Annotated in this window: 32 protein-coding genes and 1 other annotated feature; all 32 genes read right to left on the minus strand. The window is 47.2% G+C overall.

Annotation, left to right across the window (positions count from 1 at the left end; translation table 11 throughout):
• Positions 1-2: 2 nt before the first annotated feature.
• The 32 genes from rpsH to sigH all read right to left on the minus strand — a co-directional run bounded on the left by rpsH (position 3) and on the right by sigH (position 25,162).
• Positions 3-401 carry a 30S ribosomal protein S8 gene (gene rpsH / locus KNO70_RS15110; RefSeq protein ID WP_012727663.1) on the minus strand — a complete coding sequence of 133 codons (399 nt, stop codon included), beginning with the start codon at positions 399-401 and terminating at the stop codon, positions 3-5.
• A gap of 31 nt (positions 402-432) precedes the next feature.
• Positions 433-702, minus strand: a complete 270-nt coding sequence (rpsN, locus tag KNO70_RS15115; RefSeq protein ID WP_012727664.1) for a 30S ribosomal protein S14 — start codon at positions 700-702, stop codon at positions 433-435.
• A 20-nt stretch (positions 703-722) separates the two neighbouring features.
• A complete protein-coding gene (gene rplE / locus KNO70_RS15120) occupies positions 723-1,262 on the minus strand; it encodes a 50S ribosomal protein L5 (protein WP_074035359.1) in 540 nt (179 codons plus the stop codon).
• 32 nt (positions 1,263-1,294) lie between these two features.
• Positions 1,295-1,603, minus strand: coding sequence for a 50S ribosomal protein L24 (gene rplX / locus KNO70_RS15125; protein ID WP_012727666.1), 309 nt, complete (start codon positions 1,601-1,603; stop codon positions 1,295-1,297).
• Between the two features lie 36 nt (positions 1,604-1,639).
• Entirely contained in the window at positions 1,640-2,008 is a 369-nt protein-coding gene (gene rplN, locus KNO70_RS15130) for a 50S ribosomal protein L14 (protein ID WP_012727667.1), read from the minus strand.
• 44 nt (positions 2,009-2,052) lie between these two features.
• Positions 2,053-2,313 carry a 30S ribosomal protein S17 gene (rpsQ, locus tag KNO70_RS15135; protein WP_012727668.1) on the minus strand — a complete coding sequence of 87 codons (261 nt, stop codon included), beginning with the start codon at positions 2,311-2,313 and terminating at the stop codon, positions 2,053-2,055.
• A gap of 32 nt (positions 2,314-2,345) precedes the next feature.
• The gene (gene rpmC / locus KNO70_RS15140; protein WP_012727669.1) at positions 2,346-2,549 is read right to left on the minus strand and encodes a 50S ribosomal protein L29; all 204 of its coding nucleotides are present in this window, start codon (positions 2,547-2,549) and stop codon (positions 2,346-2,348) included.
• A complete protein-coding gene (gene rplP / locus KNO70_RS15145; protein WP_012727670.1) occupies positions 2,536-2,973 on the minus strand; it encodes a 50S ribosomal protein L16 in 438 nt (145 codons plus the stop codon). Before rplP ends, rpmC begins: the two co-directional genes overlap by 14 nt.
• Before the next feature lie 32 nt (positions 2,974-3,005).
• Positions 3,006-3,665, minus strand: a complete 660-nt coding sequence (rpsC, locus tag KNO70_RS15150; protein WP_012727671.1) for a 30S ribosomal protein S3 — start codon at positions 3,663-3,665, stop codon at positions 3,006-3,008.
• 13 nt (positions 3,666-3,678) lie between these two features.
• Positions 3,679-4,011, minus strand: a complete 333-nt coding sequence (rplV, locus tag KNO70_RS15155) for a 50S ribosomal protein L22 (protein WP_012727672.1) — start codon at positions 4,009-4,011, stop codon at positions 3,679-3,681.
• A gap of 20 nt (positions 4,012-4,031) precedes the next feature.
• Positions 4,032-4,307, minus strand: coding sequence for a 30S ribosomal protein S19 (gene rpsS, locus KNO70_RS15160; protein ID WP_012727673.1), 276 nt, complete (start codon positions 4,305-4,307; stop codon positions 4,032-4,034).
• Between the two features lie 66 nt (positions 4,308-4,373).
• On the minus strand, positions 4,374-5,204 hold the full coding sequence (gene rplB, locus KNO70_RS15165) for a 50S ribosomal protein L2 (protein WP_012727674.1): 831 nt from the start codon (positions 5,202-5,204) through the stop codon (positions 4,374-4,376).
• A 34-nt stretch (positions 5,205-5,238) separates the two neighbouring features.
• A complete protein-coding gene (gene rplW, locus KNO70_RS15170; RefSeq protein WP_012727675.1) occupies positions 5,239-5,520 on the minus strand; it encodes a 50S ribosomal protein L23 in 282 nt (93 codons plus the stop codon).
• Complete coding sequence (rplD, locus tag KNO70_RS15175; protein WP_026824833.1) at positions 5,520-6,143, minus strand: 50S ribosomal protein L4; 624 nt, start codon at positions 6,141-6,143, stop codon at positions 5,520-5,522. The genes rplW and rplD overlap by 1 nt, the downstream gene beginning before the upstream one ends.
• 28 nt (positions 6,144-6,171) lie before the next feature.
• Complete coding sequence (gene rplC / locus KNO70_RS15180; protein ID WP_012727677.1) at positions 6,172-6,798, minus strand: 50S ribosomal protein L3; 627 nt, start codon at positions 6,796-6,798, stop codon at positions 6,172-6,174.
• Positions 6,799-6,859: 61 nt separating this feature from the next.
• A complete protein-coding gene (rpsJ, locus tag KNO70_RS15185; protein ID WP_074032438.1) occupies positions 6,860-7,168 on the minus strand; it encodes a 30S ribosomal protein S10 in 309 nt (102 codons plus the stop codon).
• 377 nt (positions 7,169-7,545) lie between these two features.
• Positions 7,546-8,055: a hypothetical protein gene (locus tag KNO70_RS15190; RefSeq protein WP_214686005.1), complete on the minus strand. Its 510-nt coding sequence runs from the start codon at positions 8,053-8,055 to the stop codon at positions 7,546-7,548.
• Positions 8,056-8,163: 108 nt separating this feature from the next.
• On the minus strand, positions 8,164-9,351 hold the full coding sequence (gene tuf / locus KNO70_RS15195) for an elongation factor Tu (RefSeq protein WP_078147868.1): 1,188 nt from the start codon (positions 9,349-9,351) through the stop codon (positions 8,164-8,166).
• Positions 9,352-9,464: 113 nt separating this feature from the next.
• The gene (gene fusA / locus KNO70_RS15200) at positions 9,465-11,543 is read right to left on the minus strand and encodes an elongation factor G (protein WP_012727681.1); all 2,079 of its coding nucleotides are present in this window, start codon (positions 11,541-11,543) and stop codon (positions 9,465-9,467) included.
• Positions 11,544-11,655: 112 nt separating this feature from the next.
• On the minus strand, positions 11,656-12,123 hold the full coding sequence (gene rpsG / locus KNO70_RS15205) for a 30S ribosomal protein S7 (protein WP_012727682.1): 468 nt from the start codon (positions 12,121-12,123) through the stop codon (positions 11,656-11,658).
• Positions 12,124-12,171: 48 nt separating this feature from the next.
• The gene (rpsL, locus tag KNO70_RS15210) at positions 12,172-12,594 is read right to left on the minus strand and encodes a 30S ribosomal protein S12 (protein WP_012727683.1); all 423 of its coding nucleotides are present in this window, start codon (positions 12,592-12,594) and stop codon (positions 12,172-12,174) included.
• A 290-nt stretch (positions 12,595-12,884) separates the two neighbouring features.
• Entirely contained in the window at positions 12,885-16,484 is a 3,600-nt protein-coding gene (gene rpoC / locus KNO70_RS15215) for a DNA-directed RNA polymerase subunit beta' (RefSeq protein WP_012727684.1), read from the minus strand.
• 22 nt (positions 16,485-16,506) lie between these two features.
• A complete protein-coding gene (gene rpoB / locus KNO70_RS15220; protein WP_074037866.1) occupies positions 16,507-20,055 on the minus strand; it encodes a DNA-directed RNA polymerase subunit beta in 3,549 nt (1,182 codons plus the stop codon).
• Between the two features lie 193 nt (positions 20,056-20,248).
• Positions 20,249-20,845: a class I SAM-dependent methyltransferase gene (locus tag KNO70_RS15225; protein WP_012727686.1), complete on the minus strand. Its 597-nt coding sequence runs from the start codon at positions 20,843-20,845 to the stop codon at positions 20,249-20,251.
• Between the two features lie 79 nt (positions 20,846-20,924).
• Positions 20,925-21,293: a 50S ribosomal protein L7/L12 gene (rplL, locus tag KNO70_RS15230; protein WP_012727687.1), complete on the minus strand. Its 369-nt coding sequence runs from the start codon at positions 21,291-21,293 to the stop codon at positions 20,925-20,927.
• Positions 21,294-21,354: 61 nt separating this feature from the next.
• A complete protein-coding gene (gene rplJ / locus KNO70_RS15235) occupies positions 21,355-21,861 on the minus strand; it encodes a 50S ribosomal protein L10 (protein ID WP_012727688.1) in 507 nt (168 codons plus the stop codon).
• Between the two features lie 44 nt (positions 21,862-21,905).
• Positions 21,906-22,059: a sequence feature (ribosomal protein L10 leader region), on the minus strand.
• A gap of 59 nt (positions 22,060-22,118) precedes the next feature.
• A complete protein-coding gene (gene rplA / locus KNO70_RS15240; protein WP_012727689.1) occupies positions 22,119-22,805 on the minus strand; it encodes a 50S ribosomal protein L1 in 687 nt (228 codons plus the stop codon).
• 94 nt (positions 22,806-22,899) lie between these two features.
• A complete protein-coding gene (rplK, locus tag KNO70_RS15245; protein ID WP_012727690.1) occupies positions 22,900-23,325 on the minus strand; it encodes a 50S ribosomal protein L11 in 426 nt (141 codons plus the stop codon).
• A 147-nt stretch (positions 23,326-23,472) separates the two neighbouring features.
• On the minus strand, positions 23,473-24,024 hold the full coding sequence (gene nusG / locus KNO70_RS15250) for a transcription termination/antitermination protein NusG (protein ID WP_214812810.1): 552 nt from the start codon (positions 24,022-24,024) through the stop codon (positions 23,473-23,475).
• Between the two features lie 16 nt (positions 24,025-24,040).
• Positions 24,041-24,211, minus strand: a complete 171-nt coding sequence (gene secE, locus KNO70_RS15255; RefSeq protein WP_012727692.1) for a preprotein translocase subunit SecE — start codon at positions 24,209-24,211, stop codon at positions 24,041-24,043.
• A 34-nt stretch (positions 24,212-24,245) separates the two neighbouring features.
• Positions 24,246-24,392 (minus strand): 50S ribosomal protein L33, encoded by a 147-nt coding sequence (rpmG, locus tag KNO70_RS15260; RefSeq protein ID WP_012727693.1) that lies wholly within the window; start codon positions 24,390-24,392, stop codon positions 24,246-24,248.
• Positions 24,393-24,520: 128 nt separating this feature from the next.
• Entirely contained in the window at positions 24,521-25,162 is a 642-nt protein-coding gene (gene sigH / locus KNO70_RS15265; protein WP_031421852.1) for an RNA polymerase sporulation sigma factor SigH, read from the minus strand.
• Positions 25,163-25,236: the final 74 nt, after the last annotated feature.

The following is a 25,236-nucleotide window of genomic DNA, read 5'->3' on the forward strand; positions in this document are numbered from 1 at the left end:
ACTTACCAGATGTAGGCGATCACTTCGCCGCCGACTTGTTGTTGGCGAGCTTCTTTATCAGTCATAAGACCTTTAGATGTCGAAAGAACTGCGATTCCGAGTCCTCCGAGTACTTTAGGTACTTCATCAGCTTTTGCGTATACGCGAAGACCTGGTTTCGAAATACGTTTGAGACCAGTGATTACACGTTCGTTGCTTGCTCCATATTTAAGGAAAAGACGAAGTGTACCTTGTTTAGCGTCCTCGATATATTCAACATCGCGAATGAAACCTTCACGCTTAAGGATTTCAGCGATCTCACGTTTAATGTTCGAAGCTGGAAGCTCCATTTTTTCATGGCGAACCATGTTAGCGTTACGGATACGTGTAAGCATATCTGCAATAGGGTCTGTCATTACCATGCGATGTACCTCCTTTCACACTGTTAGTGGATTACCAGCTTGCTTTTTTAACACCAGGGATTTGACCTTTGTATGCAAGATCACGGAACTTGATACGGCTGATCCCGAATTTACCCATGTAACCATGCGGACGACCTGTGATGCTGCAACGGTTGTGCAAGCGTACAGGTGACGAGTTACGTGGCAATTTGCTGAGTCCGATATAATCGCCTTCAGCTTTCAACTTCGCACGCTTTTCAGCGTACTGGGCAACGAGTTTCTCGCGTTTAAGTTCGCGATTCACCATTGACTTTTTAGCCATGTTGTCGACCTCCCTCTAGATTATTTTTGGAATGGCATACCGAGAAGTGTGAGCAATTCACGTGCTTCTTCGTCTGTGTTTGCTGTTGTAACAACAACGATGTCCATACCGCGTACTTTAGATACTTTATCGTAATCGATCTCAGGGAAAATAAGTTGCTCTTTCACGCCAAGCGTGTAGTTACCGCGTCCGTCGAATGCTTTCTTCGATACACCGCGGAAGTCACGTACACGTGGAAGTGAAACAGTTACCAATTTGTCGAGGAAATCGTACATGCGCTCGCCACGAAGTGTAACCTTCGCACCGATTGGCATACCTTCACGAAGTTTGAAACCAGCGATTGATTTCTTCGCTTTCGTTACGAGTGGTTTTTGACCTGAAAGAATTGTTAATTCTTCAACTGCCATATCAAGTGCTTTCGAGTTCGAAACAGCGTCACCTACACCCATGTTGATGACAATCTTTTCGACTTTCGGTACTTGCATGACCGAGTCATAGTTGAATTTATCCATCATCGCTTTCACGATGTCGCTTTTATACTTCTCTTGCAAACGGTTCATAGTCGAATGGACCTCCTTTCGTCACGTTCTTCTTATTTATCGAGTGATTCGCCCGATTTCGCGACACGAACTTTTTTACCATCGACTACTTTGAAACCAACACGAGTTGGTTTGCCAGTTTTAGGGTCGAGTGGCATTACGTTCGAGACGTGAATTGGTGCTTCGATCTCAAGGATCCCGCCTTGTGGATTCGCTTGTGAAGGTTTCGCGTGTTTTTTCATCACGTTTACGCCTTCAACCACTACGCGGTTTTTGCTTGGCATAGCTTTGAGGATAACCCCTTGCTTGCCTTTATCTTTACCAGACATTACCTGGACTGTATCGCCTTTTTTAACATGCATCGTTTGCGCACCTCCTTATAGGATTGAAATTGGAAATTAAAGTACTTCCGGTGCCAACGAAACGATCTTCATGAATTCTTTTTCACGAAGTTCACGTGCAACTGGCCCGAAGATCCGTGTGCCGCGTGGGCTCTTGTCATCTTTGATAATGACTGCTGCGTTCTCATCGAAACGGATGTACGAACCATCTTTACGACGAGCGCCGCGTTTTGTACGAACGACAACTGCTCTGACAACGTCACCTTTTTTAACAACGCCACCTGGTGTTGCTTGTTTTACCGTTGCGACGATGATGTCACCGATGTTTGCAGTCTTACGACCAGAACCACCGAGGACTTTAATTGTCAACAGTTCACGCGCGCCAGAGTTGTCTGCTACTTTCAAGCGAGATTCTTGTTGAATCATGCGAGTGTACCTCCCTCCGGATGTTTAATAAATCCGAACTGTTATTAGATGATTACTGATTCTTCTACTACTGTTACAAGACGGAAACGTTTGTCTTTAGAAAGAGGACGTGTTTCCGCGATGCGAACGATATCGCCCACTTTAGCGACGTTGTTCTCATCGTGTGCTTTATATTTCTTCGTGTAGTTTACACGTTTGCCATAAAGTTTATGACGAACCTTTGTTTCTACTGCGACGACGATCGTTTTGTCCATTTTGTCAGACACGACGCGACCAGTGAACACTTTACGGTTGTTGCGTTCCATGAGTGTTACCTCCTCTCAAGAATCCGATGTAATTAGCCGTTGTTGATGCCGAGTTCGCGTTCACGAAGAATCGTTTTAGCACGCGCAATCGACTTGCGTACTTCACGGATACGAGCAGGATTCTCAAGCTGACCTGTAGCAAGTTGGAAGCGAAGGTTAAAGAGTTCTTCTTTCCACTCGCCCACTTTACCGTTGAGCTCTTCAGTTGTTGATTGACGGAGATCAGTTGCTTTCATTCGTATCACCACCATTTTCTTCACGTTTCACGAACTTACATTTTACTGGAAGTTTGTGCGATGCAAGACGAAGTGCCTCACGTGCCACTTCCTCAGATACACCTGCGATTTCGAACATTACTTTGCCAGGCTTAACTACAGCTACCCAGCCTTCTGGAGCACCTTTACCCGAACCCATTCGGACTTCGAGAGGCTTTTTAGTGTACGGCTTGTGTGGGAAGATTTTGATCCACACTTTACCACCACGTTTCATATAACGTGTCATTGCAATACGTGCTGATTCGATTTGACGGTTTGTAATCCAGCTCGCTTCGAGAGCTTGGAGACCGAACTCACCGAAGTGTACAGTTGTGCCGCGTTTAGCGTTCCCGCGCATTTTACCACGGTGTACACGACGATATTTCACGCGTTTAGGTAACAACATAGTGTGTTGCCTCCTTCCTGAAAGAGTGTTTATTATTCAGCGTTTTTCGCTGTGTTGTTTTTTGTTGGAAGAACTTCACCGTGGTATAACCAAACTTTTACGCCGATTTTACCGTAAGTTGTGTCAGCTTCAGCTGTTCCGTAGTCGATGTCGGCACGGAGTGTGTGAAGTGGAACTGTTCCTTCCGAGTACTTCTCTGAACGAGCGATATCAGCGCCACCAAGACGACCAGAAACTTCTGTTTTGATCCCTTTGATGCCAGTACGCATCGAACGTTGAATAGATTGTTTCATTGCACGACGGAATGATACGCGACCTTCCAATTGACGAGCAATGTTTTCTGCTACAAGCTTCGCAACAGCGTCAGCGTTTTTCACTTCAACAACGTTGATGTGAACGCGTTTTCCGTCAGCGATTTTTGTAATGTGTTTACGGAGTGATTCGATTTCAGAACCACCTTTACCGATTACCATACCTGGCTTCGCAGTGTGAAGCGAAATGTTCACGCGGTTTGCAGCGCGTTCGATTTCAACTTTAGAAACACTAGCATCCTTCATTTTGTTTTCGATGTATTCACGAATAACGAAGTCTTCATGAAGGAGATCAGCGTAGTCTTTCTCAGCGTACCAACGCGAATCCCAGTCTTTGATAACACCAACGCGAAGACCGTGCGGATTTACCTTTTGACCCACTACATATCCCTCCTTATTTCTCAGTTACCACGATGTGGATGTGGCTTGTGCGTTTGTTAATACGGCTTGCGCGACCCATCGCACGTGGGCGGAAGCGTTTGAGTGTTGGACCTTCGTTTACGTAAGCTTCTGTTACAACGAGGTTCTCAATGTTCATATCGTAGTTGTGCTCTGCGTTAGCAATCGCTGATTTTAATACTTTTTCAACGACTGGCGATGCTGCCTTGTTCGTGTGAGCAAGGACAGAGAGCGCTTCGCCGACTTGTTTCCCGCGAATTAAGTCTACAACGAGACGTGCTTTGCGAGGAGCAAGACGGACCATATTAGCTGATGCTTTAGCTTGCATGGATTTGACCTCCCCTCAAATTACCGTTTCGTTTTCTTGTCTGATCCGTGACCTTTGTAAGTGCGTGTTGGAGCGAATTCACCAAGTTTGTGACCAACCATGTCTTCTGTCACGAATACTGGTACGTGTTTACGACCATCGTGCACACCGAACGTGTGACCCATGAATTCTGGGAAGATCGTCGAGCGACGTGACCAAGTTTTGATGACTTGCTTCTCACCAGATTCGTTGAGTTTGTCAACTTTAGCGAGTAAGTGGTGATCTGCGAATGGACCTTTTTTCAAGCTGCGACCCATGTTAGAACCTCCCTTTGGAATGATTCGGGAACGGCCCTTTCGAACCGCCCGAGAATCATGTAGTAATTATTTCTTACGGCGACGAAGGATGTACATGTCGCTCGATTTGTTTTTCTTACGAGTCTTAAGACCAAGAGCTGGTTTACCCCAAGGAGTAAGTGGGCCCGAACGACCGATTGGCGCACGACCTTCACCACCACCGTGTGGGTGATCAACCGGGTTCATTACAGAACCACGTACTGTTGGGCGTTTGCCTAACCAACGTGAACGTCCTGCTTTACCGATGTTTACGAGTTCGTGTTCTTCGTTACCAACTGAACCGATTGTCGCGCGGCAAGTGCCGAGGAACAAGCGTGATTCACCTGATTGAAGACGAACGATGACGTACTTGCCGTCACGTCCTTGGATTTGTGCCGATGCACCAGCCGCACGAACTAGCTGACCGCCTTTACCAGGCTTAAGCTCGATGTTGTGGATTGTTGTACCGACAGGGATGTTTACGAGTGGAAGAGCGTTCCCCACTTTGATATCCGCTTCAGGACCAGACATGATTTCCATGCCTACTTTGATGCCCTTAGGAGCGAGGATGTAACGTTTCTCACCATCTACATAGTTGATGAGTGCGATGTTTGCTGAACGGTTTGGATCGTATTCGATCGTTGCTACGCGTCCTGCAACGCCATCTTTGTTACGTTTGAAATCGATGATACGGTATTTACGCTTGTGACCGCCACCTTGGTGACGAACAGTCAAGCGACCTTGGTTGTTACGTCCGCCTTTTTTCGAAAGCTTTTCAGTTAACGATTTTTCAGGGCGATTCGTTGTGATCTCTGCAAAGTCGAGAGATGTCATGTTACGACGACCGTTAGTGGTCGGCTTAAACTTTTTGATTGCCATCGAGGATTCCCTCCTTTTCTTCTAAGGTAGTTAATTAACCGAGGAAGTCGATTGTGTTGCCTTCAGCAAGGGTTACGATCGCTTTTTTACGACGAGCTGTGTAACCAGAGTGACGACCGACACGTTTCGCTTTCGGTTTGTAGTTCATTGTGTTTACCGAAGCAACTTTCACGTTGAAGATTGTTTCGATAGCGTGTTTCACTTGCGATTTAGTCGCTTTTACGTCGATTTCGAAAACGTATTTGTTAGCTTCCATGAGGCTAACTGAACGCTCAGTGATGATCGGACGTTTGATGATATCGTATGCTTGAGCCATTATGCAAGCACCTCCTCTACCTTCGCAACCGCATCTTTAGTGAAGATGACTTTGTCGTTAGCAACGAGGTCAAGAACGTTTACGCCTGCTGCGTCGATCACAGTCACTCCTGGGATGTTACGAGCTGCGAGAGCGATAGTCTCATTGTAGTCCGCTGTGACTACAAGAGCCTTACGTTCTACTGATAAGCTGTTGAGTACAGCAGCCATATCTTTTGTTTTTGGTGCATCGAAAGCAAGGCCTTCGAGGACGATGAATTCGTTGTTTTGTACTTTCGACGAAAGAGCCGAGAGAAGTGCTAAACGACGAACCTTCTTAGGAAGTTTGTAAGAGTATGAACGTGGTGTTGGACCGAAGACTGTACCACCACCAACCCATTGTGGTGAGCGGATAGAACCTTGGCGCGCACGACCAGTTCCCTTTTGTTTCCATGGTTTACGGCCGCCACCGCGTACTTCCGAGCGACCTTTCGTATCGTGAGTACCTTGACGGCGTGATGCTTGTTGCATGACGATTGCGTCGTAAAGTACTGATTCGTTTGGCTCGATTCCGAAGATGGCTTCTGCCAATTCGATTTCGCCAACTTGTGAACCTGTTTGGTTAAGCAAAGCTACTTTAGGCATTCGTAATTCCTCCTTTCCGTGCAGTTAATTAGTTACCTTTGACCGCTGATTTGATGATGACGTTCGATTTACGAGCGCCTGGGATAGCACCTTTCACGAGGAGAAGGCCACGTTCCACATCAACTTTAACGACTTCAAGGTTTTGAATTGTTTTACGCTCTCCACCCATTTGACCAGGAAGAAGTTTCCCTTTAAATACGCGGTTAGGAGCGACAGGACCCATCGAACCAGGACGACGGTGGTAGCGCGAACCGTGAGCCATTGGTCCACGTGATTGTCCGTGACGCTTGATCGCACCTTGGAATCCTTTACCTTTCGATGTACCTGTTACGTCTACTAATTCACCTGCAGCGAAAATGTCTGCCTTAATCTCTTGACCGATTTCGTATCCTTCTACTGAAGTACGAACTTCTTTGATGAAGCGCTTAGGTGTCGCGTTTGCTTTCGCAGCGTGACCTTTTGATGGTTTGTTTTGACGTGATTCTTTGATGTCTCCGAAACCAAGTTGAACTGCTTCGTAACCGTCTGTGTCAACTGTTTTAAGTTGAAGAACGACGTTACCTTCTACAGCAACTACTGTTACTGGTACAACTTCGCCTGCTTCGTTGAAGATTTGAGTCATACCAAGTTTTGTTCCTAAGATTCCTTTAGCCATGAGATACACCTCCTGTTAATAATTAATTGTCTCTTCTGGCTAGTATCTACTATATGAAGAATTAAAGTTTGATTTCGATGTCTACACCTGATGGTAACTCGAGACGCATAAGCGAATCGACTGTTTTCGGTGTTGGGTTTACGATGTCGATCAAGCGTTTGTGTGTACGCATTTCGAACTGCTCACGAGCATCTTTGTACTTGTGAACCGCACGAAGAATCGTGTAAACCGATTTTTCAGTTGGGAGCGGGATTGGACCCGATACCTTTGCACCTGAACGCTTCGCAGTGTCAACGATCTTCTCAGCTGATTGATCGAGAACGCGATGGTCATATGCTTTTAAACGAATACGAATTTTTTCATTTGCCATGTTTGTTTCCCTCCTTTGTCGCCTACTTTAAAAATAGACAATTCTCCGCGGAAATTTCCACACCGGCCATGGCAATGCTGCCTGGCGTGTCATAACCTCCCGCTTCAACGCAGCGTGCTTGTGTCAGCAGAGGCATCCGATCATTGCAAATCAACGATTGGACCCGTTTTCTGCTGTAAAGTCTCTCACCACTCGCACAAACACTTAATCATTATATCTAATCTGGTCATGGAATGCAAGATTAGATTTTTGAAGTTGCTGGTTGTCTGATGAGTTGCTCAACGTTCCCTAATGTAACAAGATTCGCGAGCTTTTGCAAGCAAAAATTCATTCTTTTATTGAACTATTTTTCAAACGAACTCCCATGTCAACTCGACCTAGCGTTTCATCACCTCTCCAAAACGCTCTGTCACCCCTTCTATGACTGATTGTGGCGCTCGTTTTAAACAGTCTTGAACAATTCCTTCATTAACACTGTGCGTCTTGAAATAGCGGAGCAATGACGCTAATTTATCCTTTCGTCCGATGACCGTGTAAAGGACGACCCACTCTTCTAGGTGCATCCATTGTCCATCTGGTTCAATGAAAGGATGCGTATAGATTCCGTCGGTACACTTCATTCGGAAACTAGACATGACGTCCACATCTGTTCCCTCGAATATATACTCTCCAAAGTAGGTCGTTACGTATGCGTCGTGAGGATCTGATGGTTTCTTCTCCCCAGCACGACTAAGTACACGATCGATTTTTTCAAACTGGTCCGGTTCAACAAAAACATCGATGTCATTCGTTACCTCGACGATGCCATGATGCTTCAACAGCTCAGAACCGCCAATGCGATACTCAATCCCATTCAAGCGACAAATCGTCTCTAGTTGCTTCAGCATGACGCCACTCCTTTCTCGTATGCCTCATCTTACCATGTTGTGATAGAAACACAAAAAAGCAGCCCGCATATTGCGGACTGCTTAATGTTGTTCAGTTGAATCAATCGATTACTCGATGATTTCTGTTACTGAACCAGCACCTACAGTACGGCCACCCTCACGGATAGAGAAACGTGTACCGTCTTCGATCGCGATTGTAGAAATCAATTCGATCGTCAACTCGATGTTGTCTCCTGGCATTACCATTTCAGTACCTTCTGGAAGGTGAACGATACCTGTTACGTCAGTTGTACGGAAGTAGAACTGCGGACGGTAGTTCGCGAAGAATGGCGTGTGACGGCCACCCTCTTCTTTAGAAAGAACGTAGATTGATGCTTTGAATTTAGAGTGTGGTGTGATTGAACCTGGCTTAGCAAGTACTTGTCCACGCTCGATGTCGTCACGTGATACACCACGGAGAAGTGCACCGATGTTGTCGCCAGCTTCAGCATAGTCAAGAAGCTTACGGAACATCTCTACACCAGTACATACAGTTTTCTTCGTTTCTTCTGTAAGACCAACGATTTCGATCTCGTCGTTGACGCGGAGAACACCACGCTCAACACGACCAGTCGCTACAGTACCACGACCAGTGATTGAGAATACGTCCTCAACAGGCATCATGAAGTCTTTTTCAGTGTCACGAACTGGTTCTGGGATGTACTCATCAACAGCGTTCATGAGTTCCATAACTTTTTCTTCCCACTGAGCTTCACCGTTAAGTGCGCCAAGTGCAGAACCTTTGATTACAGGGAGGTCGTCGCCTGGGAAGTCGTATTCAGAAAGAAGTTCACGGATTTCCATTTCAACGAGTTCGAGAAGCTCTTCGTCGTCTACCATGTCAACTTTGTTCATGAATACTACGATGTAAGGAACACCTACTTGACGTGAAAGAAGGATGTGCTCACGTGTTTGTGGCATTGGGCCATCTGTTGCAGATACAACGAGGATCGCGCCGTCCATTTGAGCAGCACCAGTGATCATGTTTTTAACATAGTCAGCGTGTCCTGGGCAGTCAACGTGTGCGTAGTGACGCTTGTCAGTTTCGTACTCGATGTGAGCTGTTGCGATTGTGATACCGCGCTCGCGCTCTTCTGGAGCACCATCGATTTGGTCGAACTTAGTAGCTGTTTTACCTTGTGCACGTGAAAGTACAGCAGAGATTGCTGCAGTCAAAGTTGTTTTACCGTGGTCAACGTGGCCAATTGTACCAACGTTAACGTGCGGCTTAGAACGGTCGAATTTTTCTTTACCCATTCTAGATTCCTCCTCTATTAAACGATTAGTTTTATTTAACTAGGAAGACGTAGGCTACTTTTAACATACGTCCTCCTTAGCTTACAACAATCAATCTAGCGATACAACCGTTATTAGCCGTTCGCTTTTTTGACGATTTCTTCAGCGATTGATTTCGGTACTTCTTCGTAGTGATCGAAGTGCATCGAGTACGTTCCGCGTCCTTGTGTACGTGAACGAAGTGATGTTGCGTAACCGAACATTTCTGAAAGTGGAATCATCGCTTTAACGACTTGTGCGTTACCGCGAGCTTCCATACCTTCTACGCGTCCACGGCGTGACGTGACGTCACCCATGATGTCACCCATGTATTCTTCTGGGATAACAACTTCAACACGCATCATTGGCTCAAGGATAACAGCTTTCGCTTGGTCCTTAAGTTGTTTAACCGCCATCGAAGCAGCAACTTTAAACGCCATCTCGTTCGAGTCGACATCGTGGTACGAACCGAATACGAGACGAGCTTTAACGTCTACTACTGGGTAACCAGCGAGGATACCGTTTTCGAGAGCTTCTTCAATCCCGTTTTGAACAGCAGGGACGTATTCACGTGGTACAACACCACCGACGATCTTGTTCTCGAACTCGAATCCAGCGCCTTCTTCGTTCGGCTCGAATTCTACGACAACGTGACCGTACTGACCGCGTCCACCAGACTGACGAACGAATTTCGAATCGATCTTCGCAGCGCCACGGATTGTTTCACGGTAAGCAACTTGTGGTGCACCAACGTTAGCTTCTACTTTGAATTCGCGACGCATACGGTCAACGAGGATGTCAAGGTGAAGCTCACCCATACCAGAGATGATCGTTTGACCAGTCTCAGGGTTTGTTTCAGTGCGGAATGTTGGATCTTCTTCTGCGAGTTTCGCAAGAGCTTGACCCATCTTATCTTGGTCTGCTTTCGATTTAGGCTCGATTGCAACCGAGATAACTGGTTCTGGGAACGTCATTGACTCGAGAACGATGTTATCTTTCTCAGAGCAAAGCGTGTCACCAGTAGTCGTGTCTTTGAAACCAACAGCAGCGGCGATGTCACCAGCGAATACCATTGGAATCTCTTCACGGCTGTTTGCGTGCATTTGAAGGATACGACCGAGACGCTCACGCTTCCCTTTAGTCGAGTTCTTCACGTATGATCCCGCTTCAGCTGTACCAGAGTACACGCGGAAGAACGTCAATTTACCGACGTAAGGGTCAGTCATAACTTTGAACGCAAGTGCTGAGAATGGAGCTTCGTCAGAAGGCTCACGTGTGATTTCTTCTTCTGTATCGAGGTTGATCCCTTTGATTGACTCTACATCAACTGGTGATGGGAGGTAATCAACAACGGCGTTAAGCATGAGCTGAACACCTTTGTTCTTGAAGGCAGAACCAACGAGTACAGGGTAGAATTCAACGCTAAGTGTCGCTTGACGGATTGCAGCTTTCAATTCATCGATTGAAATCTCTTCACCTTCAAGGTACTTCATCATCAACTCTTCGTTGAAGTCAGCAACACCTTCGATCAATTGACCGCGAAGTTCTTCAGCTTGGTCAGCCATGTCAGCTGGGAAGCCATCTGTTACTTCGATGTCAGTACCGAGGTCGTTGTTGTACATGTAAGTCTTCATTTCAACGAGATCGATGATCCCTTTGAAATCGTCCTCTGCTCCGATTGGGAGTTGGATCGCGTAAGCGTTCGCTTGAAGACGATCGTGGAGCGTCTTCACAGAGTACAAGAAGTCTGCGCCGATTTTATCCATCTTGTTGACGAATACGACACGTGGTACACCATATGTCGTCGCTTGACGCCATACAGTTTCTGTTTGTGGTTCTACACCTGACTGAGCGTCAAGTACAGCAACCGCACCATCAAGTACACGGAGTGAACGTTCAACTTCTACAGTGAAGTCTACGTGTCCAGGTGTATCGATGATGTTTACACGGTGGCCATTCCACTGTGCAGTTGTCGCAGCCGAAGTGATCGTGATTCCACGCTCTTGCTCCTGCTCCATCCAGTCCATTTGTGAAGCACCTTCGTGCGTTTCACCAATTTTATGGATACGACCTGTGTAATAAAGAATACGTTCAGTTGTTGTCGTTTTACCGGCATCGATGTGAGCCATGATCCCGATGTTACGAGTATTCTTTAGGGAGAATTCTCTTGCCATACTGGGTATTCTCCTTCCGCATGTTTGATTTTCGTGTGCGCGCACACGATATGATTATACCCGAAAGCCACTCCGTTAAGCCATGCTTGGCGGAGTGGACTTTACGATTAAATTACCAACGATAGTGAGCAAACGCTTTGTTAGCTTCTGCCATCTTATGCATGTCTTCGCGTTTCTTAACAGATGCACCAGTGTTGTTGGCTGCATCCATGATTTCGTTCGCGATACGTTGCTCCATCGTTTTTTCGTTGCGGAGACGAGCGTAGTTCACGAGGTAACGAAGACCAAGTGTTGTACGGCGCTCTGGACGAACTTCTACAGGAACTTGGTAGTTAGCCCCACCTACACGGCGTGCTTTAACTTCAAGTACAGGCATGATGTTGTTCATTGCTTCTTCGAACACTTCCATAGGCTCTTTGCCTGAGCGTTCAGCGATGATGCCAAATGCGTTGTAAATGATAGTTTGAGCTGTACCTTTTTTACCGTCTAACATGACACGGTTAATGAGGCGAGTTACCAATTTCGAGTTGTAGATCGGATCTGCGATAACGTCACGACGTTCTGCACGGTTTTTACGCATCCGAGTACCCTCCTTTCAAAATTTCAATTGTAGTTTAGTTGGCGAGAATTACTTCTTCGCAGCTTTCGGACGTTTCGTACCGTATTTAGAACGGCCTTGCATACGTCCATCAACACCTGCAGTGTCAAGCGCACCACGAACGATGTGGTAACGTACCCCTGGTAAGTCTTTTACACGTCCTCCACGGATAAGAACAACGCTGTGCTCTTGAAGGTTGTGGCCAATACCTGGGATGTACGCAGTCACTTCGATTTGGTTAGTCAAACGAACACGAGCATACTTACGAAGCGCCGAGTTCGGTTTCTTCGGAGTCATTGTACCAACACGTGTACAAACACCACGTTTTTGTGGTGAGCTCACGTTTGTTTGTGACTTGATGAAACTGTTGTAACCTTTGTTAAGTGCTGGAGAGTCAGATTTCACGACTTTCGATTTACGTCCTTTACGGACTAACTGGTTAATAGTAGGCATCTTTGAAGATCCTCCCTTCCTGAATGTTGCTATTTTCTAGTCCCACCGACCCGGGTGGTTCATTTAAGGTCATAACGAAACGTTTTTACGAGGCGTAGGCATTCCATGACCTCGCAAAAACGTGAGTTATACCTTGAAAGTGGCAATTGTAGCAGCCAAACCTTCCCGTAGAAAGTTCGGATGGACGTCCAAGTAGCTTGCCGACTGCTGGACATCGTTGTCATCGACAACAACCGATTGGCGGCACTAAATCATAGTAGCACCGCCAACCTGCGCTGTCAAGACGTATTTTACTCGACTGTTGTATCTTCGAGCGCAACTGGCGCCTCATCTTCTTTGAGTTCCACATCACGGTAGACGGCCATTCCAGTACCAGCTGGAACGAGTTTACCGATGATGACGTTCTCTTTGAGTCCGAGGAGATAGTCACGTTTCCCTTTGATTGCTGCATCTGTCAAGACGCGAGTCGTTTCTTGGAACGAAGCCGCTGAGAGGAACGAATCTGTCTCAAGTGAGGCTTTCGTGATCCCGAGAAGGACTGGTTTCGCAGTCGCTGGGTGTTTTCCATCACGAATCGCATCTTTACACGCTTCTTTGAAGACGCTGATGTCGACGAGTGATCCAGGGAGAAGCGGTGTGTCACCTGATTCGATAACTTTGACACGACGAAGCATTTGGCGAACCATGACCTCAACGTGCTTATCACCGATTTCTACCCCTTGCATCCGGTAAACTTTTTGAACTTCTTGGAGAAGATAGTTCTGAACACCAGATACACCACGGACGGCGAGCAATTCTTTCGGATCGATCGAACCTTCCGTGAAGACTTCACCGGCTTCTACTGTGTCGCCGATTTGAACGCGGAGACGCGCTCCGAATGGAATCGTGTATGAGCGAGTCTCACTGAATCCTTCGACCGTGAGTTCACGCTTGTCACGCGATTCTGTGAAGTCGATAACCGTACCAGAGATTTCCGAGATGACCGCTTGACCTTTCGGGTTACGGGCTTCGAATACCTCTTGGATACGTGGAAGACCTTGTGTGATATCGTCTCCGGCAACCCCACCTGTGTGGAAGGTACGCATTGTAAGCTGCGTTCCTGGCTCACCGATTGATTGTGCGGCAATGATACCGACGGCTTCCCCGACTTCAACATTTGATCCAGTTGCCAAGTTGCGTCCGTAACACTTCTTACATACGCCGTGTGACGTGTTACATGTGAAGGCTGTACGGATTTCAACTTTTTCAACACCCGCATCAACGATGATGCGCGCGATGTCTTCTGTGATCAATTCGTTCTTATCGATCAACACTTCGCCCGTTTCAGGGTGTGTGACCGTTTCGAACGATGTACGTCCGACGAGACGGTCGTACAAGCTTTCGATTTCTTCCGTACCTTCGCGGAGTGCAGAAACACGGATTCCGCGGTCTGTTCCACAATCCTCTTCACGGATGATGACATCTTGCGCTACGTCAACGAGACGACGCGTCAAGTAACCTGAATCGGCTGTCTTCAAGGCTGTATCGGCAAGACCTTTACGAGCCCCGTGAGTCGAGATGAAGTACTCTTGAACCGTCAGACCTTCACGGAATGACGATTTGATTGGAAGTTCGATGATGCGACCAGATGGAGCGGCCATCAACCCACGCATACCCGCAAGCTGCGTAAAGTTCGATGCGTTACCACGGGCACCTGAGTCAGACATCATGAAGATTGGGTTCAGGCGGTTGAGGGATTTCATCAATCGAGATTGAATTTCATCCTTCGCTTCGTTCCAAGCACGGACAACGCGCTCGTAACGCTCATCTTCAGTGATGAGACCACGACGGAACGACTTCATGATTTGGTCGACTTGTTTTTGTGCTTCATCAAGGATTTCCTGTTTATCCGGAAGTACGATGATATCGGCAATCCCAACCGTCACACCCGCTTTTGTCGAGTGCTTGAAGCCAAGATCTTTCATCCGGTCAAGCATGCGGCTTGTTTCCGTCGTTTCAAACTTCTGGAACACTTCCGCGATGACTTTTCCAAGGAAACCTTTTTTGAACGGGTCGATGATTGGACGTGATGCGATTTCTTCCGCAACGTTCGCCCCTTTGTCGATGAAGTACTTGTCAGGCGTTGCTTCCTGTAAGTTTTCCATCGTCGGCTCGTTCAAGTATGGGAACGTATTTGGCAAGATTTCGTTGAAAATCATCTTACCAACTGTCGTAATGAGCAATTTCTCGTTCTGTTCGTCTGTGAACGTTGGGTTGTTGAGCGTACGCGCCGGAAGTGCCACACGCGAGTGCAAGTGGACATAACCGTTTTGGTAAGCAATCAACGCTTCGTTGACGTTCGAGAACACTTTCCCTTGACCGACGGCATCTTCACGTTCGAGTGAGATGTAGTAGTTACCGAGGACCATATCCTGCGATGGTGTAACAACTGGTTTTCCGTCTTTCGGGTTCAAGATGTTCTGCGCAGCGAGCATGAGAAGACGTGCTTCCGCTTGTGCTTCTGCAGAGAGCGGAACGTGGACGGCCATTTGGTCACCATCGAAGTCGGCGTTGTATGCCGTACATACGAGTGGGTGAAGGCGAATCGCACGACCTTCAACAAGAATCGGTTCGAATGCTTGAATACCAAGGCGGTGAAGTGTCGGGGCACGGTTCAAAAGGACCGGATGCTCACGAATGACTTCTTCAAGGACGCCCCAGATTTCAGGTTGCATCTTCTCGATTTTGCGTTTGGCGTTCTTGATGTTTGAAGCGATGCCGCGACCGACAAGCTCTTTCATCACGAACGGTTTGAAGAGTTCAAGCGCCATCTCTTTTGGAAGACCACACTGATACATCTTCAAGTTCGGACCTACGACGATAACCGAACGTCCTGAATAGTCGACCCGTTTACCGAGAAGGTTTTGACGGAAACGACCTTGTTTCCCTTTCAACATGTGTGAAAGTGATTTAAGCGGACGGTTACCAGGACCTGTTACCGGACGACCACGACGACCGTTGTCGATGAGGGCGTCAACCGCTTCTTGAAGCATACGCTTCTCGTTTTGCACGATGATGTTCGGCGCGCCGAGGTCGAGCAAACGTTTGAGACGGTTGTTCCGGTTGATGACTCGACGATACAAATCGTTCAAGTCAGATGTCGCAAAGCGTCCACCATCAAGCTGTACCATCGGGCGAAGCTCTGGTGGGATGACAGGAAGTACTTCAAGGATCATCCAGTCTGGATTGTTTCCTGAAGTGAAGAATGCATCGAGAACTTCCAAGCGCTTAATCGCACGTGTACGACGTTGACCTTGGACTGTTTTCAACTCTTCACGAAGCTCGCCTACTTCTTTTTCAAGATTAACGTCTTGAAGAAGTGTACGGATGGCTTCAGCACCCATGTCTGCTTTGAAGTCGCTACCGTATTTTTCACGATAGAGACGGAATTCTTTTTCCGAGAGAAGTTGTTTCTTCTCAAGCGGAGTATCACCTGGCTCTGTGACCACGTAAGATGCGAAGTAAATGACTTCTTCAAGCGCACGTGGTGACATGTCGAGAACAAGCCCCATGCGGCTTGGAATCCCTTTGAAGTACCAGATGTGCGAAACTGGTGCCGCGAGCTCGATATGGCCCATTCGCTCGCGACGCACTTTCGCTTTCGTCACTTCAACGCCACAGCGGTCACAAATGACTCCTTTATAACGGATACGTTTGTATTTCCCACAGTAACATTCCCAGTCTTTCGTAGGACCGAAGATTCGTTCACAGAATAATCCGTCCTTCTCTGGTTTAAGTGTACGATAGTTGATCGTTTCCGGCTTTTTGACTTCACCGTAAGACCACGAACGGATCTTCTCTGATGAAGCCAAGCCGATTTTCATATATTCAAATCGATTAACATCTACCAAGGGGCCGACCTCCCTTTTCGCCTTATTCCTCTTCCGTAACAGTCGGTTGAACGACTTGTTCTAACGCCGATGTTGCGTTCGGGATGTTGTCGTCATCTTCATCTTTCATTTCGACTTCTTCATCATCCGCTGACATCATCTTGACTTCCATACCGAGCGCTTGAAGCTCTTTGATCAAGACGCGGAATGACTCAGGAACGCCCGCTTTCGGAACGCTCTCGCCTTTCACGATGGCCTCATATGCTTTCACACGACCGACCGTGTCATCCGACTTGATTGTCAAGATTTCTTGGAGCGTGTAGGCTGCACCGTACGCTTCAAGAGCCCAAACTTCCATCTCCCCGAAGCGCTGACCACCGAACTGTGCTTTACCACCGAGCGGTTGTTGCGTAACGAGTGAGTATGGTCCTGTCGAACGAGCGTGAAGTTTGTCATCAACCATGTGCGCGAGTTTGATCATGTACATGACACCGACCGAGACGCGGTTATCGAACGGTTCACCCGTACGACCGTCATAGAGACGCGTTTTCGCATCTTTATCCATACCAGCCTCTTCAATCGTTGCCCATACGTCTTCCTCACGCGCTCCATCGAATACAGGTGTTGCCACTTTGATACCGAGCTTCTTCGCTGCCATACCAAGGTGGAGTTCAAGTACCTGACCGATGTTCATACGAGATGGTACCCCAAGCGGGTTGAGCATGATGTCAACCGGTGTACCGTCTGGCATGTATGGCATATCTTCTTCAGGGAGGATTCGCGAGATAACACCTTTGTTACCGTGACGTCCCGCCATCTTATCCCCTTCGTGAATCTTACGTTTTTGAACGATATAGACACGTACCATTTGGTTGACGCCTGGAGACAACTCGTCACCGTTTTCACGGTCGAACACTTTGACATCCAAGATGATTCCGTCTCCACCGTTTGGTACACGAAGTGACGTATCACGTACTTCACGTGCCTTCTCACCGAAGATTGCGTGCAAGAGACGCTCTTCCGCCGTCAATTCTGTAACGCCCTTAGGTGTTACTTTACCGACGAGGATATCGCCATCCTTGACTTCAGCTCCGATGCGGATAATTCCACGATCGTCCAAGTTACGAAGTGCGTCATCTCCGACGTTTGGAATATCACGTGTAATTTCCTCTGGTCCGAGTTTCGTGTCGCGTGACTCTGACTCGTACTCTTCGATATGAATCGACGTGTACACGTCATCTTTCACGAGACGCTCACTCATGATGATCGCATCCTCATAGTTGTAACCATCCCATGTCATGAAGGCAACGACGACGTTACGGCCGAGCGCGAGCTCACCCATATCCATCGATGGACCGTCTGCAAGGATTTCTCCTTTTTCGACACGGTCACCAGCTGCGATGATTGGTTTTTGGTTATAGCATGTCCCTTGGTTCGAACGGACATATTTTTGAAGTTTGTAACGGTCAAGGTCACCTGAAACCTCAGAACCGTTCACGTCAGACGTGCGACGGATCAAGATTTCACGCGCTGTGACGCGTTCGACGACACCTGGGTATTTCGCAACGATAGCTGCCCCAGAGTCTTTCGCAGATACGTATTCCATGCCGGTACCGACAATCGGTGAATCCGGTTGAAGGAGTGGTACTGCTTGACGTTGCATGTTCGCTCCCATGAGGGCACGGTTCGAGTCATCGTTCTCGAGGAACGGGATACATGCCGTTGCGGCAGAAACAACCTGTTTCGGCGAAACGTCCATGTAGTCCACTCGGCTTGGCTCGACTGACAAGTTTTGTCCGCGGAAACGGCAAAGAACTTGTTCGTCTGCAAAGTGGCCATCTTCTGTGAGCGGCATGTTTGCCTGTGCGACGACATAGAGGTCTTCCTCGTCAGCCGTCATATATTGAATGTCGCCAGTGACAAGACCTGTTTCTGGGTCAACACGACGGTATGGTGCTTCGATGAAACCGTACTCGTTCACTTTCGCATAAGACGAGAGTGAGTTGATGAGTCCGATGTTCGGCCCCTCTGGTGTTTCGATTGGACACATCCGACCGTAGTGCGAATAGTGAACGTCTCGAACTTCGAAACCAGCACGCTCACGTGTCAAACCACCCGGTCCAAGTGCAGAGAGACGACGCTTGTGCGTGAGCTCTGCGAGCGGGTTCGTTTGGTCCATGAACTGTGACAATTGCGAGCTACCGAAGAACTCTTTAAGTGATGCGATAACCGGGCGGATGTTGATGAGCGCCTGTGGTGTGATCGCATTTTGATCTTGAATCGACATACGTTCTTTTACGACACGTTCCATACGGGAAAGCCCGATCCGGAATTGGTTTTGGAGAAGTTCTCCGACTGAACGAAGACGACGGTTTCCTAAGTGGTCGATGTCATCTGTTGTTCCGACTTCGTGAAGTAAGTTGAAGAAGTAGTTGATTGAAGCGATAATATCGGCTGGCGTAATATGTTTTACGCTGCGATCGATATTGCCATTTCCGATGATGTTCAAGATACGCTCTCCATCTGGGTCATCCGGTGAGATGACTTTGATTGACTGAAGACCGAATGGCTCACCTTCAGCGACACCACCAGTTGGTTCCGCATCGATATAGCCAAGGCCGTTCTCCAAGTGCGGGAGGATACGATCTAAGTTGCGGCGGTCGAGGATTGTTCCAGCTTCGGCGAGTACTTCGCCTGTTTCCGGGTCCACGAGCGTTTCCGCTAATTTTTGACCGAACAAACGGTTCTTAAGATGAAGTTTTTTGTTCATCTTATAGCGACCGACGTTCGCTAAGTCGTAACGTTTCGGGTCGAAGAAACGTGATACGAGAAGAGATTTCGCATTTTCTACCGTTGGTGGTTCACCAGGGCGGAGACGCTCATAAATCTCGATCAACGCTTTCTCTGTAGACTCCGTATTATCTTTTTCAAGGGTGTTACGAAGGTATTCGTCATCCCCGAGAAGGTCGATAATTTCTTGGTCCGTACCGAATCCGAGGGCACGCAACAACACCGTTACCGGAATTTTACGGGTACGGTCGATACGAACATAAACGATATCTTTGGCATCTGTCTCGAGTTCGAGCCAAGCACCACGGTTCGGAATGACAGTTGCGCCAAATCCACGTTTACCGTTTTTATCGAGTTTAGCGTTATAGTACACGCTCGGTGAACGGACAAGCTGGGAAACGATGACGCGTTCTGCACCATTGATGATAAACGTTCCCGATTCTGTCATGAGTGGGAAATCCCCCATGAACACTTCTTGTTCTTTGAGCTCACCTGTCTCTTTGTTTTGGAGACGCACTTTTACGCGAAGTGGCGCAGAATAAGTAACGTCGCGCTCCTTCGATTCATCGATAGAATACTTCGGCTCACTGAGCGAGTAATCGATGAACTCCAATACGAGGTTTCCTGTGAAGTCGGAAATCGGTGAAATGTCTGTGAACATTTCCTTCAATCCTTCACGCAAGAACCACTCATAAGAAGCAGTTTGAATTTCAATCAAATTCGGAAGCTCTAATACCTCACTGATACGGGCAAAGCTTCTTCTCTGACGGTGACGACCGTACTGAACAAGTTGACCAGTCAACTGATTCACCTCTCAGACCCCCAATTCTTTAGCGAATTTTTCGGGCGTAATAATCGAACATTGTCATTGAATGTCGCTCGTTTTCCGTCTCTAAAAAGCGGCAGACACGGCAGTTTCAAGCGAATTCCATTCCAATGGCATTTTATAATGTTAGCATATACGTTATAGCGAGTCAACAAGACTTCACCGTTTGTCAAGACCGAATTGCCCGGAAAATAAAGTAACCTTTTTCTTTCGCGATCGTTTCAACTTGACCAAACACCTCTTCTAATAACTTTTTAGCAGAAGGTGCTCCTTGTTTCTTTTGAATGACGACATAAATTGCTCCTCCATCGACGAGGTGCGTATGTGCTTCACGCAAGATCGTATGGACGACTTGTTTCCCCGCACGAATCGGCGGATTGGTGACAATGGCGGCAAACCGTTCTCCCCCCACCGCGTCATACGCGTGAGAAAGCCGTGTTTCGACCGTCACTCCATTACGGGCGGCGTTTTGCTCAGAGAGCGCCAGCGCACGCTCATTCACATCAATGAGCAAGGCCTCACGCCCAGAGGCATCGGCAAGCGAGATCCCCATCGGACCATAGCCGCAGCCTACATCTAAAATACGTCCCGACACATCAGGCATCTCAAACGTTTCAATTAAAAGACGTGACCCAAAATCGACCGACCCTTTCGAGAACACACCGCGGTCCGAAGTGAAGTGATACTGTTTCCCTCGCAACTCGTACGTCCATGTCTCTGGGGCACTTTCCGAACGTGGATCGTTCGTATAGTAATGATCTCCCATGCGTTGAACCTCCTAACCCATTCTTCAAGGAAATAAAAGAAGCTCGCCATGGCGAGCTTCTATAGGTTGTGAAGTTGAATTACTTAACTTCAACAGATGCGCCAGCTTCTTCAAGCTTAGCTTTGATTGCGTCAGCGTCTTCTTTAGAAACGCCCTCTTTGACTGGAGCTGGAGTTCCGTCAACGAGTGCTTTTGCTTCTTTAAGGCCGAGACCTGTGATTTCACGAACAGCTTTGATGACGTTGATTTTACCAGCGCCAGCGTTTGTGAGGATTACGTCGAATTCAGTTTTCTCTTCAGCTGCTGCGCCTGCGCCAGCACCTGCAACTGCTACTGGAGCTGCTGCTGATACGCCGAATTCTTCTTCGATTGTTTTTACGAGTTCGTTAAGTTCGAGAACCGTCATTGATTTGAGGTCTTCGATGAATTGCTCTTTGTTGAAAGCCATTATGGTTTTCCTCCTTTGATGTTGTGAAAAAGTTTTTTTGAGTTACGCTACGCGACAAAAATTAAGCTGATTGCTCTTCTTTTTGTTCTGCGATTGCATTTGTTGCGACTGCGAGCCCACGGATTGGAGCTTGAAGTACGCTGAGAAGCATCGAGAGAAGACCATCGCGTGATGGAAGTTCTGCAAGGGCTTTGATTTCTTCGAGTGAAGAAACTTTACCTTCGATGATTCCGCCTTTGAGTTCGAGCGCTTTGTGCTCTTTCGAGAAGTCGTTCAAGATCTTCGCTGGAGCAATAACGTCTTCTTTAGAGAAGGCGATTGCTGTAGGACCAGTGAAGACTTCGTCAAGACCTTCGAAGTTCGACTGAGTAGCCGCGCGGCGAAGAAGACCGTTCTTGTAAACTTTGAACTCGATTCCAGCGTCACGGAGTGATTTACGGAGTGTAGTCACTTCTTCAACTGTAAGTCCACGGTAGTCAACAACAACTGTTCCAACGCTCGCTTGCATTTTCTCAGCGATTTCATCGACGAGTGCCGATTTCTGAGCTACGATTTTTTCGTTTGCCATGTGTTTGCACCTCCTAGTCAATTCTTATACCGGACGAGAGGCTGCTCTCCAAAAGAAATCCCTCGTATGAAGACATACGAGGGCGTAATTGTTTGAAAGTAAACCTGTGACAACAGGCTCAAGTTCGAGCAAAGACACCTCGGAAGGGTTTACGGACCGATGTCCACCTTCTGTCTACGGTAATCCAACATATTCGGTTGAACGTGTATTACTTTATCAGCGGTGTCACACGTTGTCAACAATTTATTTCAACAAGATTACTTAAGGAAATCTGCAGTCGCTACACGGATCCCAGGACCCATTGTAGATGAAAGCGAGATGTTTTTAAGGTAAGTTCCTTTTGCAGTAGCAGGCTTCACTTTCATGAGTGTTTCGAGAATTGTCTCGATGTTCTCAGAGAGTTTAGATGCTTCAAATGATTTCTTACCAACTGGAACGTGGATGTTACCAGCTTTATCAACACGGTATTCAACTTTACCAGCTTTGATATCCGCGATTGCTTTTTCTACGTCGAAAGTAACTGTTCCTGTTTTCGGGTTAGGCATGAGGCCTTTAGGTCCGAGAACACGACCAAGTTTACCAACTTCACCCATCATGTCAGGTGTCGCAACGATTACATCGAAGTCGAACCATCCTTGTTGGATTTTGTTGATGTACTCAGCGTCGCCAACGTAGTCTGCTCCAGCAGCTTCCGCTTCTTTCACTTTCTCACCTTTTGCGAAGACGAGAACTTTTTGTGTTTTACCAGTACCGTGTGGAAGTACAACGGCACCACGGATTTGTTGGTCTGCTTTCTTCGGATCTACGCCGAGACGGACAGCAACTTCGATTGTTTCATCGAATTTAGCAGTAGCTGTTTTTTGAACGAGCTCGACAGCTTCAGCGAGGTCGTATGACTTCGTGCGGTCAACAAGCTTAGCTGCTTCTTGGTGTTTTTTACCCATGATCTTTTCCTCCTTGTGGTTAGCGGAATTTCCTCCCACATAATGAAGGGATTGAAGGTGAGCAGTATTCACCGACAACCCCAGAGACTAGCAATTAGTCTTCGATTACAATACCCATACTACGTGCAGTACCTTCAACCATAAGCATCGCTGTTTCTACAGATGATGCGTTAAGGTCAGGCATTTTAAGTTCAGCGATTTCGCGAACTTTGTCACGCTTAACCGTTGCTACTTTCTTACGGTTTGGTTCACCAGAACCACTCTCGATACCAGCAGCTTTCTTCAAGAGAACTGCAGCTGGTGGAGTTTTCGTAATGAATGTAAACGAACGATCTTCGTATACCGTGATGACTACAGGAATAATCAATCCGGCTTGGTCTTGTGTACGAGCGTTGAACTCTTTACAGAATCCCATGATGTTAACACCTGCTTGACCAAGTGCTGGACCTACTGGTGGAGCTGGGTTTGCTTTACCAGCTGGGATTTGAAGTTTAACGAGTTTAGAAACTTTTTTCGCCACGAGACACACCTCCTTAAGTCTAAAATGTGGTTTCTTGGACGTTGTGCGCCCTCCCACTCAATCTATTAGGTCGAGTTTGTACCGAAATAAAGCACAACATCAAACATTTTCGATTGTACCATCCGTTTTACGGATTAGCAAGTGGGTTTAGTTAATTTCCTGAACTTGTTCGAAATCAAGCTCAATTTTTGTTTCACGACCGAACATGTCGACCACGACTTTGAGCTTCTCTTTGTCGGCTTCAATCTCGTCGATTGTTCCTTCAAAGTTCTCAAATGCGCCTTCTTTCACGCGGACAAGGTCACCGAGTTCATAGTTGTAACGATCTTTCTTCTCGATGAGTCCCATTTGTGACAAGACGTTTGTCACTTCGTCCGGTTGGAGTGGGATTGGTTTTGCCCCACCACCCGTTGAACCGAGGAAGCCGGTGACGTTTGGCGTGTTGCGGACAACATACCATGAATCGTCAGTCATGACCATCTCTACGAACACATAGCCCGGGAAACTTTTGACTTCACGTTCTTTGATTTTCTTCTCGCCACTCTTCAATGTGACTTCTTCTTGCGTCGTTTCAGTCGGGACGAGGACGCGGAAAATTTTATCTTCCATGTTCATCGAACCGATTCGACGTTCTAGGTTTTCTTTGACGTTATTCTCAAAACCTGAGTACGTCTGGACAACAAACCATTGTTTCTCCACGGCTTTCACCTCTTCCTTAGTTAATCAATAAATTGACGAGATAACTGACCCCAGTATCTACGCCGAACACGAACAGGCCAATCACGACAACAGTCGCGATGACAGTAATGGTATATTTCGTGAGTTCTTTACGAGTCGGCCAACTCGTTTTCTTCAACTCTTTCCATACGTCGCGCAAAAAGTTCATGGTAGCTTCCTCCTACATTGAATGCCAATCTACGTTACTTTGATTCCCGATGCAGCGTATGCGCGTTACAGCGGCGACAAAACTTCTTCATTTCAAGCCGTGTCGACACGCCGTCTTTTTTTGTCGTCGAGTACTCTCGAGACCCGCATTCTGAGCAAGCGAGACTTACTTTCTTTGCCATTCATAAGCGCCCCTTTCGACTACTCTCTCTTAAAAAAGAGCGAAAAAAAAACGCCTCCTGTAAATGGCGTCTACGGACAAGGCGCTGCTTTTAAAGTATCACATAGGAGGCACGCGGTCAATAATCGGTTAGCTCGTGAGCATCCGGACGTCGACATGACGCTCGAATTTCTTCTTCACACGTTGCAACGCATTATCGATCGATTTGACATGACGATCGAGATCGTCTGAAATCTCTTGATAAGAACGTCCGTCTAAATAAAGACGCAATACTTTCCGTTCGAGGTCACTCAAGATCTCATCCATCTTCGCTTCCATGAACGTCTGTTCTTCCTGTGTCACGATCAATTCTTGTGGATCAGTCGGATGTGGTGGCAAGATGACATCGAGCAACGTCCGGTCAGACTCTTCATCAAAAATTGGTTTATCGAGTGACACATATGAATTGAGCGGAATATGTTTTTGGCGTGTCGCCGTCTTGATTGCCGTGATCATCTGACGGGTGATACACATCTCAGCAAAGCTTTTGAATGACGCAAGTCGCTCGTCCTTATAATCACGCACACCTTTATAAAGGCCGATCATCCCTTCTTGGACGATGTCCTCGTGATCTGCACCAATCAAAAAGTATGAACGTGCCTTCGCCCGCACAAAATACCGGTATCGTTCAATCAAAAACTCGAGCGCGTCGCTATCCCCTTCGTTGCGCGCCAATAAGACCAACTCTTCGTCTGACATTTTTTCAAACTGTTCGTACGGCCATCCGTTCATGCTCGTTACCCCCCGGCGATTGATCCTGAACTATGTAAGGTTGTGTCCCATTATAGGACTCCCTACTCCTATGC

The organism is Exiguobacterium sp. s181, from assembly GCF_018617125.1.
Classification (GTDB): Bacteria; Bacillota; Bacilli; order Exiguobacteriales; family Exiguobacteriaceae; genus Exiguobacterium; species Exiguobacterium profundum.

Bases quoted from the DNA above. Each gene is read 5' to 3' on its own strand.
- rplD (WP_026824833.1), bottom strand. From the start codon at position 6,143: ATGCCTAAAGTAGCTTTGCTTAACCAAACAGGTTCACAAGTTGGCGAA.
- rpsL (WP_012727683.1), bottom strand. From the start codon at position 12,594: ATGCCTACTATTAACCAGTTAGTCCGTAAAGGACGTAAATCGAAAGTC.
- rplL (WP_012727687.1), bottom strand. From the start codon at position 21,293: ATGGCTTTCAACAAAGAGCAATTCATCGAAGACCTCAAATCAATGACG.
- tuf (WP_078147868.1), bottom strand. From the start codon at position 9,351: ATGGGTAAAGAAAAATTCGACCGTTCTAAGCCGCACGTTAACGTTGGT.
- rpsS (WP_012727673.1), bottom strand. From the start codon at position 4,307: ATGGGTCGCAGCTTGAAAAAAGGTCCATTCGCAGATCACCACTTACTC.
- rplC (WP_012727677.1), bottom strand. From the start codon at position 6,798: ATGGCTAAAGGAATCTTAGGAACAAAACTTGGTATGACTCAAATCTTC.
- rplP (WP_012727670.1), bottom strand. From the start codon at position 2,973: ATGTTGTTACCTAAACGCGTGAAATATCGTCGTGTACACCGTGGTAAA.
- rplW (WP_012727675.1), bottom strand. From the start codon at position 5,520: ATGGCTCAAGCATACGATATCATCAAACGTCCGATCATCACTGAGCGT.
- rpsN (WP_012727664.1), bottom strand. From the start codon at position 702: ATGGCTAAAAAGTCAATGGTGAATCGCGAACTTAAACGCGAGAAACTC.
- rplN (WP_012727667.1), bottom strand. From the start codon at position 2,008: ATGATTCAACAAGAATCTCGCTTGAAAGTAGCAGACAACTCTGGCGCG.
- rpsG (WP_012727682.1), bottom strand. From the start codon at position 12,123: ATGCGTAAAAACCGTGCAGAACGTCGTGACGTTATCGCAGATCCGATC.
- sigH (WP_031421852.1), bottom strand. From the start codon at position 25,162: ATGAACGGATGGCCGTACGAACAGTTTGAAAAAATGTCAGACGAAGAG.
- rplV (WP_012727672.1), bottom strand. From the start codon at position 4,011: ATGCAAGCTAAAGCATCAGCTAATATGGTCCGTCTTGCTCCTCGCAAA.
- rplJ (WP_012727688.1), bottom strand. From the start codon at position 21,861: ATGGCAAACGAAAAAATCGTAGCTCAGAAATCGGCACTCGTCGATGAA.
- rpsQ (WP_012727668.1), bottom strand. From the start codon at position 2,313: ATGGAACGCAACAACCGTAAAGTGTTCACTGGTCGCGTCGTGTCTGAC.
- rpmC (WP_012727669.1), bottom strand. From the start codon at position 2,549: ATGAAAGCAACTGATCTCCGTCAATCAACAACTGAAGAGCTCAACGGT.
- rplX (WP_012727666.1), bottom strand. From the start codon at position 1,603: ATGCATGTTAAAAAAGGCGATACAGTCCAGGTAATGTCTGGTAAAGAT.
- secE (WP_012727692.1), bottom strand. From the start codon at position 24,211: ATGAACTTTTTGCGCGACGTATGGAAAGAGTTGAAGAAAACGAGTTGG.
- fusA (WP_012727681.1), bottom strand. From the start codon at position 11,543: ATGGCAAGAGAATTCTCCCTAAAGAATACTCGTAACATCGGGATCATG.
- rplA (WP_012727689.1), bottom strand. From the start codon at position 22,805: ATGGGTAAAAAACACCAAGAAGCAGCTAAGCTTGTTGACCGCACGAAG.
- rpmG (WP_012727693.1), bottom strand. From the start codon at position 24,392: ATGGCAAAGAAAGTAAGTCTCGCTTGCTCAGAATGCGGGTCTCGAGAG.
- KNO70_RS15190 (WP_214686005.1), bottom strand. From the start codon at position 8,055: ATGCTGAAGCAACTAGAGACGATTTGTCGCTTGAATGGGATTGAGTAT.
- rpsH (WP_012727663.1), bottom strand. From the start codon at position 401: ATGGTAATGACAGACCCTATTGCAGATATGCTTACACGTATCCGTAAC.
- KNO70_RS15225 (WP_012727686.1), bottom strand. From the start codon at position 20,845: ATGGGAGATCATTACTATACGAACGATCCACGTTCGGAAAGTGCCCCA.
- rplB (WP_012727674.1), bottom strand. From the start codon at position 5,204: ATGGCAATCAAAAAGTTTAAGCCGACCACTAACGGTCGTCGTAACATG.
- rplE (WP_074035359.1), bottom strand. From the start codon at position 1,262: ATGAACCGTTTGCAAGAGAAGTATAAAAGCGACATCGTGAAAGCGATG.
- rpsJ (WP_074032438.1), bottom strand. From the start codon at position 7,168: ATGGCAAATGAAAAAATTCGTATTCGTTTAAAAGCATATGACCATCGC.